This window comes from Bradyrhizobium sp. (genome assembly GCF_019244115.1).
In the GTDB taxonomy this organism is placed as follows: Bacteria; Pseudomonadota; Alphaproteobacteria; order Rhizobiales; family Xanthobacteraceae; genus Bradyrhizobium.
In genome coordinates this window covers 1-13,465 of record NZ_JAFATE010000201.1, presented here as the reverse complement: position 1 = coordinate 13,465, position 13,465 = coordinate 1, and the positions used below count along the sequence as shown (strand labels likewise).

Below are 13,465 nucleotides of genomic sequence, written 5' to 3'. Positions count from 1 at the left end.
GCCACGCCGGGGAGCCGCTGCACGCACGTCATATCACCGCCTTGTAATCGAGGCGACAGGCGGCGAGGAGCGCACCCGCGAAACACACAACACCGCACCTGTGTACCCGGCACAACGGCGCTGGCCAATTGATCTCGCGGTCAACTCCCGATATGCCACGATCATTGGGAGCGGATCTCGGCTTGTTCGGATGCTTGAACCACACGTGCCCAGCGCGTTCGATCTCTTCATCGCCGTCGTTGCGGCCAGTCTCGTCAGCGCGGGCCTGATCGTCGTGCTGCGGCCACTGCTGCAGCGCTACGCACTTGCTCGCCCGAATGCGCGGTCGTCGCACAAGCTGCCGACGCCGCAGGGCGCGGGAATTGCGGTGATTGGCGCCACCTTGCTCGTTACGGTCATCTGGCAGGCCGTCAGCGGCCTTGCGTTCCCGCTGACCTTGACGGGCGCCGTGCTGTTGATCGCCATCGTCGGCCTCGTCGACGACATCAGGCCGATTCCGGTGCTGCCGCGGCTGCTGTTCCAGATCATCGCGATCGGCCTTGTCCTGCTGACGCTGCCGTCCGATCTGCGCATGATCCCGAGCGTCCCGATCGCACTGGAGCGCGGGGCGATCCTGCTCGCCGGGCTCTGGTTCGTCAATCTGGTGAATTTCATGGACGGGCTCGACCTGATGACGGTGGCCGAAATCGTTCCCGTCACCGCTGCATTGAGCTTGCTGGGCTGGCTTGAGGCGCTGCCGGTGCTGCCGACCATCGTTGCAGCTACGCTCTGCGGCGCCCTGCTCGGCTTCTCACCGTTCAACCGTCCGGTCGCAAAAGTTTTCCTCGGCGATGTCGGCAGTCTGCCGATCGGGCTGTTGCTCGGCTGGTGCCTGCTAGCGCTCGCCTACCAGCATCATCTGATCGCCGCGCTGCTGTTGCCGCTATATTACCTTGCCGATGCGACGCTGACGCTGCTGCGCCGGATAGCGAGTGGCGAGCCGTTCTGGGCGGCGCACCGCACCCACTACTACCAACGCGCGACCGACAACGGTCTTGCGGTCACCGATGTGGTGGGCCGGGTCTTCATGCTGAATTGCGTGCTCGCGGCGCTTGCGATCGCTTCCATTCAGCTCACGTCACCTGTGGTGAACGGGCTCGCGCTGGTCGTCGGAACCGCCGCGGTCGCCTTCGTACTCGTTCGCTTCTCCACAAAGCAATCGCGCTAGGTCAAGCGGCGCTGGAGCGGAACTCAGGCACCGCATCGCGCAAAATCGCCTTGATCGCGCCGGGGTCGTCTTTTTCGATCGCCTGCTCGAGCAGTGCGATCCATTTCTGCAGCGAGAGCATCGACGGCTCATTGGGCTTTGCCGCCATGATGCCGGCAATGCCGACGTCCACGGTCGGCTCCTCGCTGGCGAACAGGATCTCGTTCAGCCGCTCACCGGGCCGCATGCCGGTGAACTTGATGTCGATGTCGTAGCCCGGCTGCAGGCCGGACAGGCGGATCATCCGCTCGGCGAGATCGACGATCTTCACCGGCTGGCCCATGTTCAGCACGTAGACCGAAACATCGGGATGTTCGGGCGCGACCGCGTGCGTGGCCGCAGTCACCACAAGATCGCAGGCCTCGCGGATGGTCATGAAATAGCGCACCATGTCCGGATGGGTCACGGTGACCGGGCCGCCCGCCTCGATCTGCGCCTTGAATTTCGGCACCACCGATCCGTTCGATGCGAGCACATTGCCGAACCGCACCGAGATCAGCCGCATCTTCTTTCGCGCGGACGCCGCCACCTCGTGATCCAGCGCCTGGCAGTACATCTCGGCAAAACGCTTGGTCAGCCCGAGCATGGAGACCGGCTCGATGGCCTTGTCAGTCGAGATCATCACCATCGCGGCGGCGCCCGCGGCGCGCGCAGCTTCCGCGACGTGGATCGATCCAAAAATGTTGGTCTTGACGCCTTCGCTCCAGTCGCGCTCGAGGATCGGCACGTGCTTCAGCGCCGCGGCGTGGAACACCAGGTCGGGCCTGAACTCGGCCATCAGCCGCACGACCCGCTCGCGGTCGCGGATGTCGGCGATGCGTCCGTCGATCGTGGCCTCGGTTGCCTCAGTGGCAAGCGCCTCGGTGATGGCGTAGAGCGCTGGCTCGGAGTTTTCAATGACCAGGAGCCGTGCCGCGCCAAAGGCCAGCACGCGGTGGCAGATCTCCGATCCGATCGAGCCGCCGCCACCGGTGACAATGACCGCTTTGCCCTTCACCAGCGCTTCCAGCCGCGCATAGTCGATCTTCTCGCTCGGACGCAGCAGCAGATCCTCGACCGCGACCGGCGCGAGCCGCGGCGTGTCGCCGCCTTCGAGCGAGGGCAGACGGCTGACGATCAGCCGCAGCCGCCGTGCCCGCATCAGAAAGGTTTCCGGATGCGCCTCGACCTCGAACGAAGACGGCATCATCACGACGCGCGCGATCGGCCGGTTGCGGCGGGCGAAATCGGCCGCGACGTCCTCGATGTCGTCCATCCCGCCGAGCACTGCGACATTGCGGATCAACTGGCCGCGATCGGCCATCGACGGCGAGAGGATGCCGATCGGCCAGATCCGCTTGACCGCGCCGCTCTCGATTGCGCGCAGCACGATCTCGGCATCCGCCGCGCGGCCGACCAGCAGCGTCGGTGAGGCGTCCTCGGTCATGGCGTGATGGCGCACCCGCGTATAGCGAAAATAGCGGTAGGCGAAGCGCAGGGCGCTGAGGCAAAAAACCTCGAGAAACCAGTAGAGGACAATGGTCGCCTTGCCGAGGAAGAAGGCGCCATGGAAATTCGGTGCGACTAGGACATAGTCCAGCACCAAGAGCGCCAGCGTCAGCACCGTGGCGACGCGCACGATGTTGAGCGCATCCGGCAGCGAGATGAACCGCCATTTCGTGGTGGTCAGCTTGAAGAGGTAGCAGACGACGACGCTGAGCACGAGAAAATAGGGCAGCACGCGCCAGAGCAGCGGCAGCCGGTCCCAGAACAGTTCTCCGCCCTCGAAGCGCACGAAGAAGGCCGCAAATAGCGCGACCGCCGTCGCCGCCGTGTCGTGGACGGCGATCAGGAGATTGCGCGAGGTCAGTTGCGATAAACGCGTCATGCGCCGCCCAGTCGGTGAAGCCCCATCCTGCCTGCGAGGGCCCTGTCGATCGATCGGTTATCTCACATGCGCAGGCTAGCGGCCAGTGCCATGGCCGAGCGACTGAACGGACGCCGAATTATCGGTCGCAAAAGCCTTCAGGGCCATTCCGCCGGCGATGCCGACGCCGAGCACGTACATCCAACCTTCATGAAAATCGAACACATGAGAATTGAACAGCGACGTAAAAATGTTCTGGACCACCACTAGCAGCCCGATCCAGTTGACCAGGCCCTCGCCGCGGAACAGCATCAGATGACATAGCCACATCGCGTACAGCGTGGCAACGCCCAGCAGGCCCCACTGCACAGCGACGTTCAACGTCTGGTTGTGGGGATTGCCGATGACAGCGGCGGCCGCACCGGTCTGCCCCTCGGCGGCCCTTTCGAACAGGCCGCGGGTCGCGCCGGTTCCATGGCCGAACACCGGCGCCTCGGCCACGAAGCGAAGCGACTTCTGCCAAAACTCCAGCCGCTCGCCGATCGACGTGGCGCGGCCGGTTTCCTTGTACTGTCGATAGTCGCTCGAGAAGCTCGTCACCGTCGATTCCAGTTGCGGTGAGGCGAGAAAGGCCACGGTACCAAGCGCGGCGACGCCGGCGAGAATCATCAGATTGGTTCGCCATCTCAGATGCACCAGTCCGAACACCGCCACCATGATCGGCATGGTCACCAGCGCGGTGCGCGAAACGATCACGAACGCCATGTTGGCGACGAAGCTGAACGCGATCGCAGCGAGCAGCGCGGCCTGCCAGATTCGTCCCGCACGCAACAGCTGGATGACCGGATAGACCAGTGCCACCGCGCAGAGCGCGAATTCCTGACTCTGGTCGATGTAATCCTTCACAACGACGCCGCGCGTTTCGAATCCGTGGGGTTTCATGGTCATGCTCGGCGCGAATGCGACGAGCCACGATGCCGCCTCGAGCAGCACGCACGACACCAAGAACGCGATCAGCACCCACAGGCCGCGTTCCGAGCGCTGGAAATGATAGAACAGGATGGGCAGAAAGAGCAGCTTTGCGGCCGGCTTGACCGCGTAGGTGCGCGCCGCCCAGTCGGCGTCCGACCACAGCATGCCGATGGCGGCGAGGGCGAACAGCGCGATCGGCACCGCGCAGATCGGCCGCCGCGCAAGCCGCCACAGCGCGGCGAGATCGAGGAAGGGAAGCCGCGTCAGCAGCAGCACGGTCGCAAAGATGCCGACCAGGGATGTCGACCACGGCAGCGAGGCCGCGAGCAGGATCGCACAGATGTCGACCGTCGTGGTCCACGCTGCGGGGTCGCGCCATCGCCGCGCCAGCACGGCGGCCATGGCGTTGTCGGCGATGGCGGTCATTGCCCGCCTCCGCGCGCGCGATCGACCAGCTGTGTGGTGCTGTGGCCTTGCAGGATGTCGACCAGCATCACCACGCCGCCGTGGGCTTCGACGATCTCGTGGCCGACCACCGTTTCGCGGACGTAGTCGCCACCCTTCACCAGCACGTTGGGCTTGATCTCGGTGATCAGCCGGATCGGGGTGTCTTCCTCGAAAATGGCGACGAGGTCGACCGCCTCCAACGCCGCGAGCACTTCGGCGCGCGCCCGTTCGTCCTGCACCGGACGCCCCTCGCCCTTCAGCCGCCGTGTCGAGGCATTGCTGTTCAGCCCGACGACCAGGCGGTCGCAGGCCGCGCGCGCCGCGGTCAGGACCTTGACGTGGCCGGGATGCAGGATGTCGAAGCAGCCATTGGTGAAGCCGATGCGCAGCCCCTGCCTGCGCCATTCGCGCAAGGGTGTGTCGAGGTCGCCGCCGGCGGCGACAATCTTCTCTTCCGCCGCCAGATAGGCATGCGGCAGGATCCTGCGCCGCAGTTCCACTGAGGTGACGGTGGCCGTGCCCGGCTTGCCGACGGCGACGGCGGCGGCGGCACTCGCCATGCGCAGCGCGGTCTCCCAGTCGGCGCCGGTGGCCAGCGTCGCCGCCAGCGCCGCCGCAACGGTGTCACCGAGCCCGGAGCGGTCGCTCACCTTGACCGGATGGGCCGGCACATGAATCGGCTCGCCCTGCCGCGCCACCAGCGTCATGCCATGCTCGCCGCGGGTCACTAGGATGGCCTCGCAGTCGGCGAGTTGCATCGCGTCCTGCGCCGCATGCGCGATCGCCTCGACCGTATCGGCGGCGCTGCGGGTCGCCTCGACAAATTCCCTGCGATTGGGCTTGAGTAGCGTCGCGCCGCGATAGATCGCAAGATTCGGGCTTTTGGGATCGACGATGACCGGAATGCCGCGCCGCCGCGCCGCATCGATGACATTGCGGATCACCCGCGCGGTCAGAACGCCCTTGGTGTAGTCCGACAGCAGCACGATATCGGCGCGCGCGAGCTGCGGCAGGACGGCGTCGATCAGCTGCTGCTCGATCCCGCCTGTCGCCGGCCGCGCCTGCTCCCAATCGGCGCGCAGCAAATGGGTCGAGAAATGTTCGGACACAAAGCGCACTTTTCGCGTCGTCGGCCGGGAGGGATCGCAGACCAGAATGCTCTCGATCCGCTCCGCCTCGCCGAGCTCGCTCTTCAGCCGCTCGCCAGCCTCGTCCTGGCCGATCAGCCCGACGAAGATGCAGCGCGCGCCGATGGCGGCGATGTTGCGCGCGACATTGCCGGCGCCGCCGACATTGGTTTCGCTGCGCTGGACGGCGAGAACCGGCGCCGGCGCCTCCGGCGAGATGCGCGCGACCTCGCCATAGACGAACTCGTCGAGCATCAGATCGCCGACGCAAAGCACCGTCCTGCGGGCGATCGCTTGCGACAAGGCGTCGAAATCAAACATCACGTGTCCGTCTTGCTGCGTTACCGGTAAGGATCGGCGGAATTGAGAAAGTCCTTCACATAGAGCGCCACCGCGTCCTCGAGCGGCGTGAAGCCGCCGTTATAGCCGGCGGCGCGCAGCCGATCGACCTTGCTCTCGGTGAAGTATTGGTAAGAATTTTTGATCGCTTCGGGCATGTCGACATATTCAATGCGAGGGGCTGCGCCGAGCGCCGCATAGGCGGCAACAATGAGGTCCTTGAAGCTGCGCGCCCGCCCCGTGCCGACGTTGAACAGCCCCGAGACCTTTGGCGCCGCGAGCAGCCAGAGAATCACCCGCACCACGTCGTCGACATAGATGAAGTCGCGCCGCTGGTCGCCGTCGGCAATGCCGTCGCGATGCGACTTGAACAGCTGCACGCTGCGCTCGCTTTTGATGTCGTCGAAGCGCCGCGCCAGCACGCTCATCATGGTTCCCTTGTGATATTCATTGGGACCGAACACGTTGAAGAACTTTAAGGCCGCCCATTGCGGCGGAAGCTTTTCGCGGCGCTCGACACGGCTTGCGACCGCCATGTCGAACAGATGCTTGCTCCAGCCATAGAGGTTCATCGGCCGCAGCATCTTCAGCGCGATCAGCGACCGATCGTCGGCAAAACCTTGCGCGCCGTCGCCATAGGTCGCAGCCGAGGAGGCGTAGATGAACGGGGTGGAATTGGCCGTACACCAGTCCAGCAGCCGCATCGAGAGGCGGAAATTGGTCTCGATCACGAGATCGCCGTCGCTTGCCGTGGTCTCGGAGATCGCGCCGAGATGGACAACCGCATCCAGCCTGCGGCCCTTCAGCCAGCAGGCGAGCTCCGCCGGGGGGACAATGTCGGCGAGCTGGCGCTTGCCGAGATTGCGCCATTTGCCATCATGACCGAGCGCGTCGCAGACGGCGACATCGGCACGGCCGGCTTCGTTCAGGGCGGCCACGACATTCGATCCGATAAAACCGGCGCCACCGGTCACCAGCAACATTCCGTTCCTGCCTTGATTGTGGAAGGCCCGCCAAAAAGTCCGCCAGAGCGCCACGCCCGTGACGGGGATTGTGCGACCTCAATAGACTGGCGCTCGCACGGACGCAAAGCCGGCCGCCATTTATCCCGACCGGCCTGTGGAGTTGAAGAGCCGGTATCTTGGCCGCCATGATGCTTGTCCCGGTGCCAGGGAGCGGTTACCGACTGGCATAGAGCCACCCCATGCCGTATGCAGCCTTCGAATGAACGATGATTCAGTAATTGACGGTATGATTTCCGCCGATGATGACAGGCCGATCCTGATCATCCCCTATATGTGGATCGGGGATTTCGTTCGTGGCCATTCCGTGGTGCGCGTCCTGAACCAGCGCTGGCCGAATCGCCCGGTGGACCTGCTCACCACCTCGCTCTGTGCACCTCTTGTGGATTACATGCCCGGCGTTCGCGCCAAGATCGTCTGGGATCTGCCGCGCAGCCGCCTCGCGCTCGCCAGACAATGGGGACTGGCTGCCCTCATCCGGGCCAGAGGCTACGCAACGGCGCTGGTGCTGCCCCGGACCTGGAAATCGGCATTGGCGCCTGCGCTTGCCGGAATCCCGGAGCGGATCGGCTTCGTCGGCGAAGCGAGGTTCGGTCTGATCAACCAGTGGCGCTGGGGCGAGAAGGCGCTGCCCCGTTTCATCGACAAGAATGCGGCACTGGCCCTGCCCGATGGTGCGCCGCTGCCGCCGGAATGGCCGGTGCCGCAGCTTCGGGTTCCCGATGATGACGCGGAGCGCTGGCGAGCGACCAATGGCCTCGGCCGCGGCACGGCGGTCGCGCTCGCGCCGGGATCGGTCGGCGCATCGAAGCGCTGGACCTATTATGGCGAAGCCGCTCGTCTGCTGGCCGAGCAGGGTTTTGATGTCTGGGTGCTCGGCGGCACCGCGGAAAAGGCTCTCGCGCGCGAAATCGTGGCGCAAGGCGGACCGCGCGTCCGCGATTTGACCGGCACTGACCTGCGCAACGGCATCCTGGCGATGGCGGCGGCACAGCTCGCCATCTCGAATGACTCCGGACTGATGCACATTGCCGCTGCTTTGGGCACGCCAACCATGGGCATTTTTGGGCCGACAAGTCCTTATCACTGGGCACCACTCAACGGACTTGCGGCAACAATCCAGACCCAATCTCGTCTCGATTGTCAGCCCTGCCATCGCCCCATCTGCAAAATGAATGAGCATCGTTGCATGCGAGACATTCCGGCGGCCGAAGTCGTTGCAAACGCGCGACAGTTGCTCGGCAATATCCGATGACAATGCTCCGCTTGCTTAGAAATGACGCGATCGTTACCAACAACCGTTGCCGGCAATGCTGACGGTGTGGGTGTGAGTCAGGACCTGATTGGAACTCATCTGAGACAATCGCTTGCGGCACTCGATCGTGCCGCGAAAGATCCTGCGCTGCTCGCCGTCGCCCGCAGGATTGCCGACGTCATCATCGCCGCGCTCGATTCCGGCAACAAGCTCCTGCTGGTCGGTAACGGCGGCAGCGCGGCGGACGCCCAGCACATCGCAGCCGAGATCGTCGGCCGCTACAAGAAGGACCGGCCCGGCTATGCGGCGATGGCGCTGACCACGGACACCTCGGCGCTGACCGCGATCTCCAATGATTATGGTTTCGAGTGGGTGTTCGCGCGCCAGGTCGAGGGCCTTGCGCAGGAGGGCGACATCCTGCTTGCGCTGTCAACCTCGGGTCGTTCGCCGAGCATTCTGAAAGCGTTGCGTGCGGCGCGCGAACTCGGCATCACCACCATCGGCTTTACCGGGACTCAGGGCGAGCCGATGGCCGCCTATTGCGATCATCTCCTGGTGGTGCCCAGCGACGACACGCCGATCGTTCAGCAGATCCACATCGCCTTCGCGCACGGCATCTGCGATGCGATCGAGCAGACCATGATGCGCGAGCCTGGATCGGTACGCGATGGCCGGTCCTGATTTGACACTCCGGCCGGCCGCATTCCTGGACCGTGACGGCGTCGTCAACCACGATGACGGCTATGTGGGAACGTCGGACCGGATCCGCTGGATGCCGAATGTGGCCAAAGCGATCCGCCGGCTCAACCAGGCCGGCTATTTCGTGTTCTTTTTCACCAATCAGTCCGGCATTGCCCGCGGCTACTTTACGGAAAGCGAGCTCAACGCATTGCACGACTGGATGCGTGCCGAGCTTTTGGGCCAGGGCGCCGTCATCGATGACGTCCGTTACTGCCCCCATCATCCGGGCGGAACCGTCGCCGGCTATCTCGAAGACCATCATTGGCGCAAGCCGGCGCCCGGCATGATCCATGACTTGATGGAGCACTGGCCGGTGCGGCACGACGGCAGCTTTGTGATCGGCGACCGCACCAGCGACATCGAAGCGGCGCGGGCCGCGGGACTGCCCGGCTTCCTGTTCGCAGGCGGCGATCTCGATGCCTTCGTCGCCGAGATTGTCAAGCGAGCCTGCGACAATTCCCGCCAAAATCCCAGCTCAAGGTAGTTCTGCAGGCGCGGCAGGATCGCGGCTTCGCCGAGCGCCGCTAGCCGCCCCGTGCCTGCGGTCGCAAAAGCCCCTGCTCTTCGCAATCCAGCGCTTTGGGAAGACGGCGACCAGTCGCGCGACGACGCGGTCCCATCGCAACGTGTGGCGGGTTGGATGATGAAACCCCGCCACCCGCGGCCTTCACGGGACGGATACTCGGCGAGGCAGCGACGCCTTGCCAGGCTAAGTCTTCTTCCTTAACCCCGCCAAAACTGCCTCAGCCGTGATCGGCATGTGGCGCACCCGGACACCAACCGCATCGTAGATCGCGTTGGCGACAGCTGGCGCGACGACCGTGGATGCGGGCTCGCCGACACCGCTTGGGTGATGGCCCGAATCGATGAGTTCGACATCGATTGGCGGCACGTCCGCTAGGCGGATCGGGCTGTAGTCATGGAAGTTGCTTTGTTCGAAAGCGCCGGCCTTGAGGGTTAGCCGCTCGGCCATGACTTGGCTCAATCCCCAGAGAGCTGCACCTTGGATTTGTGACTTGGCATTAAGCGGATTGATGACCGTTCCCGGATCCATGGCGATTGTGAGCCGGTTGATCTTGTACGTGCCAGCCTGAGGATCAACCGTAACCTCGGCAATCCCGGCAACCCAGGTCGGGCTTTGTCGCTCCTCCGCCGAAGAGACGGCAATGCCCATTCCGGTGTTGGGTGACAACTTCTTCGCACGCCAGCCTGCTCTTCCGGCGGCAACTCGCAGGCAATTGGCAAGTCGCAACGCCCCACCCACCGTGGTGGATTGGTACATCGGCCAGGAGTTGTCGTTAGGCCATGGCAACGAGATCCACAACCTGTCCATGTAGTAGTCCGAGGGCGTGCCCGGCTCGTACCCGGCATTGGGAATGCCCCGGGCACTACCTTTGCCGTTGAGCAGGGCTAGTCGGAATTCCAGTGGATCGCGGTTGAGCGCGTGCGCAACCTCGTCCATGAACGATTCGACCACGAACATGTTGTACGAATTTGAGACCGTACGCAGCGCGCTGGCCTGCACTGCCCAAGTCGTACGGTCGCTGTCAAAAGCGCGAACGCGCCGGTTTTCGATGTCGTACCAATGGTCGCTGCCACCGATTGACCATTGGTCGATGTCTTCTTTCTTGGCGTCCCAGGAGTCGAGCTGCAGCCAGTCGGTCCCGTATTTCTTGCCAACCGAGAAGCGCGGCCCCATCCAACCGCAGCAGATATCGTGGTCCATGGCCACGAGCTGGCCGTTCTTCAAGCCGGCCTTGAGCTTGTGATAGGTCGGCGTGCGCGGGAAGCTGGTGGCAAAAGTAGACTCGCGGGTCTGGATGAGTTTGACAGGCCGGCCGACTTCTTTGGCGCAATACGCGGCCGCCAGAATCTCATCGTAATCCTGCTTGCCGCCGAAGCCGCCGCCTAGGACGCTTTCGTGGACGTAAATCTTGATTTCCTCTGGCTTCTGACCGAGTACCTTCGAAAGATAGGCGGTCAGCGTCATCCGGGCGAAAGACGTGCTCTGCGTCCCGGTATAGACGTGCCAAGCGCCGTCGACCACATGCACGGTCGCGTTGAGCGGCTCCATGGTGGCGTGACATACCATATCGGTGGTGTATTCAATTTCGAGGACCTTCTCGGCTCCGGCAAGCGATTTGTCGATATCACCTTCGAGCACCCAATTGGCTCCGGCCGCGTCATTCTTGATTGTTTGCGAATATTCCTCAAACAGAACGCTGGTGTCGATGCCGGCATAGGGTCCGGGATCGACCTGCACCTTCAACGCCTGAGCGGCCTTGACAGCAGCAGGAAACCTTTCGGCCAAGGCGACGACCCAGCCGGTGCACTTGCCGATGCTGTCATCCACCTTTACGGCCCTGACAAATCCCGGAATGTTGCGAGCTTCAGAATCGTCGATGCTCACCACTCTTGAGCCATAGCGAGTCCGCGGTATGACCACCGCGCCGTACACCATGTTCGGTAAGAATACGTCGATACCATATTTGGCCTGGCCGGTGACCTTGGTCGGGATGTCAAGGGCAGGCATCGACTTCCCAACGATGTTGTAGGTGCCCGATGCCTTGAGCTTGATGGTCTTGAAATCTTCCGGGTATGCGAACTTGCGATCGATCTTTACTTTCTGAATGATCTCGCCATAGCTGACGGAACGTCCTGACACGCTTTCGGTGACGCGCGAGTTCGATGCCGTGCAGTCGGACTCCTTGGCGCCGAGCACCTGCGCGCCTGCTTCTATCAGTGCTATGCGGCCCGCGGCGCCCGCGCGCGAAAGGCGATCGAACTCGGTCGTCACACTGCCGCTGTTAACGGTGTAGGCGAGGCCGTAGATAGCAAAGTTCTCGACGCTTTCGAGCGGCGAGTCGAGACGAACATCCTCCCACTTGACCTCCAGTTCCTCGGCGATGATTTGGGCTAGTGCTGTGCCGATGTGTTGGCCCATCTCTGCCTTTACGATATGCATCGTCACTTTCCCGTCCGGGGTCAGCGTGAACCAAATTGACGGAGTGAAGCCCGCCATCGGCTGTGCTGCGGCGATACTGCCCAGCGCAGGAAGGCCGATGCTCAGGAACGCACCAGCGGCGGTTGCGGCTGAGCGAATCAAGAACTCGCGCCGCGTGGTTGCGGAGCCTGTTGACCTAACCATGACTGGCTCCCTCATGAGTGATTTCGGCAGCCCGGTTCATGATTTCGGCGGCTCGCCTCACGGCCCCGACGATGCGCGAGTAGGTGGCGCATCGGCAGAGATTGCCGTTCATGCCATCCACGATTTGCTGTTCGCTCAGATTGGAGTTCTGCGAAAGCAACGCCGCGGCCTGCATGATTTGACCGGACTGGCAGTATCCGCATTGCGGTACTTGATGCTCGATCCATGCCTGCTGCACGGGATGAAGGCCCGTCGGGCTCAGCCCCTCGATCGTGGTGATCAGTGCACCTTCAACCGAGCCGACGGTGACGGCACAGGAGCGAACCGCGTGCCCGTCGATGTGAACTGTGCAGGAACCGCATAGGCCAACACCACAGCCGTATTTGGTGCCGGTCAATCTTAGGTCCTCCCTGATGACCCATAGCAGTGGGGTGTCGGGTGGCGCATCAGCGAAATAGCTTTGGCCGTTAATGGTTAGGTTAGGCATAGGTCATTACCTCCCTTGGTCATCTTGGTCGCTTGATCAATACGCGGTTTCTTTCGCCGCTCGCGGATGGTGTCGGTCGGCGCGCTGGGTCGTCGCTGCCGCCAGGGCCCCGCAGCAGACGGCCTGCGCTGCGCAAACCCCTTTCGTTGAAAGCCACGAGCGGGCCTGTGGCATCAGTGTCGAGAAGCAAGTCGTCGACGGACAAAAGGAGACCACATCCCTGGCCTTCAGCGGGTTCCGCAAAGGTGCTTGTGAGCAAATATGTGCGATTGGTCCGGGGGCCGACGCAAGGTGCGCATGACTCCACGGTCCAATGGCGCCCGCCGTGATCGAGCCCGGACCATTCAGACCTAAGGCCGGATTGGTCATCGAGCGCACTGCTTCGCACGGAATCCTCGAACATGCGTGCGGCAGACGAGTCGACGCCAACAGCTGTTGCTCGCAACCTTGGAACCATGGGGATCCCGAGGCCCCACAGGCCACCCCCAGTGTCACCGCTCCCACCGGAGCGCGACAATGCTACTCTAAACACGCTCCAGTCGCACGCCCAATTATTCGACAGTTGTGCCGTGCGGCGTCCGCGCCCCCAAGGACTGTCTTGATCTAGAGCAAGTTGGGGACGATTTGAATCGCGAGGGATTCCCAAATCGGGCGAAACATGATTCATCCTCAAGGCCGGGAGGAGGCTGGCAGGGATGGCGCATGGGGAGGCTCTTCGCGTTCGGGTGGTCAAGGCCGTTGTTGAGGACGGTCTTTCGCGGAACGAGGCGGCGCGGATTTTCCGGGTCGGGATCGCAAGCGCGATCCGTTGGGTGAAAACGTTCGAGGAGACGCG

General features: G+C 63.3%; 11 protein-coding genes. 5 read left to right on the top strand and 6 right to left on the bottom strand.

All coding sequences use genetic code 11. The features are described from left to right. The first annotated feature begins 190 nt into the window (after positions 1-190). Positions 191-1,207 (top strand): glycosyl transferase, encoded by a 1,017-nt coding sequence (locus JOZ76_RS08720; RefSeq protein ID WP_291698222.1) that lies wholly within the window; start codon positions 191-193, stop codon positions 1,205-1,207. A 1-nt stretch (position 1,208) separates the two neighbouring features. Here JOZ76_RS08720 and JOZ76_RS08715 read toward each other — a convergent pair whose 3' ends face one another. The 4 genes from JOZ76_RS08715 to rfaD form a co-directional block, all read right to left on the bottom strand. Further along, positions 1,209-3,113: an SDR family NAD(P)-dependent oxidoreductase gene (locus JOZ76_RS08715; RefSeq protein ID WP_291698221.1), complete on the bottom strand. Its 1,905-nt coding sequence runs from the start codon at positions 3,111-3,113 to the stop codon at positions 1,209-1,211. 75 nt (positions 3,114-3,188) lie between these two features. Then, a complete protein-coding gene (locus tag JOZ76_RS08710) occupies positions 3,189-4,490 on the bottom strand; it encodes an O-antigen ligase family protein (protein ID WP_291698220.1) in 1,302 nt (433 codons plus the stop codon). Continuing rightward, on the bottom strand, positions 4,487-5,959 hold the full coding sequence (rfaE1, locus tag JOZ76_RS08705; RefSeq protein ID WP_291698219.1) for a D-glycero-beta-D-manno-heptose-7-phosphate kinase: 1,473 nt from the start codon (positions 5,957-5,959) through the stop codon (positions 4,487-4,489). Before rfaE1 ends, JOZ76_RS08710 begins: the two co-directional genes overlap by 4 nt. 20 nt (positions 5,960-5,979) lie before the next feature. Then, complete coding sequence (gene rfaD, locus JOZ76_RS08700) at positions 5,980-6,960, bottom strand: ADP-glyceromanno-heptose 6-epimerase (RefSeq protein WP_291698218.1); 981 nt, start codon at positions 6,958-6,960, stop codon at positions 5,980-5,982. Positions 6,961-7,201: 241 nt separating this feature from the next. Between rfaD and waaF the strand changes: the two genes are divergently transcribed. The 3 genes from waaF (at position 7,202) to JOZ76_RS08685 (ending at position 9,479) form a co-directional block, all read left to right on the top strand. Then, positions 7,202-8,254, top strand: coding sequence for a lipopolysaccharide heptosyltransferase II (waaF, locus tag JOZ76_RS08695; protein ID WP_291698217.1), 1,053 nt, complete (start codon positions 7,202-7,204; stop codon positions 8,252-8,254). 72 nt (positions 8,255-8,326) lie between these two features. Beyond that, the gene (locus JOZ76_RS08690; protein ID WP_291698216.1) at positions 8,327-8,935 is read left to right on the top strand and encodes a D-sedoheptulose 7-phosphate isomerase; all 609 of its coding nucleotides are present in this window, start codon (positions 8,327-8,329) and stop codon (positions 8,933-8,935) included. Further along, the gene (locus JOZ76_RS08685; protein ID WP_291698215.1) at positions 8,922-9,479 is read left to right on the top strand and encodes a D-glycero-alpha-D-manno-heptose-1,7-bisphosphate 7-phosphatase; all 558 of its coding nucleotides are present in this window, start codon (positions 8,922-8,924) and stop codon (positions 9,477-9,479) included. The genes JOZ76_RS08690 and JOZ76_RS08685 overlap by 14 nt, the downstream gene beginning before the upstream one ends. A gap of 225 nt (positions 9,480-9,704) precedes the next feature. On the opposite strand, the gene JOZ76_RS08680 is transcribed toward JOZ76_RS08685, so the two are convergent. Both JOZ76_RS08680 and JOZ76_RS08675 read right to left on the bottom strand, forming a co-directional pair. Beyond that, complete coding sequence (locus JOZ76_RS08680) at positions 9,705-12,143, bottom strand: xanthine dehydrogenase family protein molybdopterin-binding subunit (protein ID WP_291698214.1); 2,439 nt, start codon at positions 12,141-12,143, stop codon at positions 9,705-9,707. Then, entirely contained in the window at positions 12,136-12,630 is a 495-nt protein-coding gene (locus JOZ76_RS08675; protein ID WP_291698213.1) for a (2Fe-2S)-binding protein, read from the bottom strand. The genes JOZ76_RS08680 and JOZ76_RS08675 overlap by 8 nt, the downstream gene beginning before the upstream one ends. 695 nt (positions 12,631-13,325) lie before the next feature. Between JOZ76_RS08675 and JOZ76_RS38170 the strand changes: the two genes are divergently transcribed. Next, positions 13,326-13,465 (top strand): IS630 transposase-related protein (locus tag JOZ76_RS38170; RefSeq protein ID WP_366113844.1); only part of this gene is annotated, 140 nt, incomplete at its 3' end.

What these genes read in the sequence shown, in the direction of transcription:
- JOZ76_RS08720 (WP_291698222.1), top strand. Translation starts at nt 191, where the DNA reads ATGCTTGAACCACACGTGCCCAGCGCGTTCGATCTCTTCATCGCCGTC.
- JOZ76_RS08715 (WP_291698221.1), bottom strand. Translation starts at nt 3,113, where the DNA reads ATGACGCGTTTATCGCAACTGACCTCGCGCAATCTCCTGATCGCCGTC.
- JOZ76_RS08710 (WP_291698220.1), bottom strand. Translation starts at nt 4,490, where the DNA reads ATGACCGCCATCGCCGACAACGCCATGGCCGCCGTGCTGGCGCGGCGA.
- rfaE1 (WP_291698219.1), bottom strand. Translation starts at nt 5,959, where the DNA reads ATGTTTGATTTCGACGCCTTGTCGCAAGCGATCGCCCGCAGGACGGTG.
- rfaD (WP_291698218.1), bottom strand. Translation starts at nt 6,960, where the DNA reads ATGTTGCTGGTGACCGGTGGCGCCGGTTTTATCGGATCGAATGTCGTG.
- waaF (WP_291698217.1), top strand. Translation starts at nt 7,202, where the DNA reads ATGAACGATGATTCAGTAATTGACGGTATGATTTCCGCCGATGATGAC.
- JOZ76_RS08685 (WP_291698215.1), top strand. Translation starts at nt 8,922, where the DNA reads ATGGCCGGTCCTGATTTGACACTCCGGCCGGCCGCATTCCTGGACCGT.
- JOZ76_RS08680 (WP_291698214.1), bottom strand. Translation starts at nt 12,143, where the DNA reads ATGGTTAGGTCAACAGGCTCCGCAACCACGCGGCGCGAGTTCTTGATT.
- JOZ76_RS08675 (WP_291698213.1), bottom strand. Translation starts at nt 12,630, where the DNA reads ATGCCTAACCTAACCATTAACGGCCAAAGCTATTTCGCTGATGCGCCA.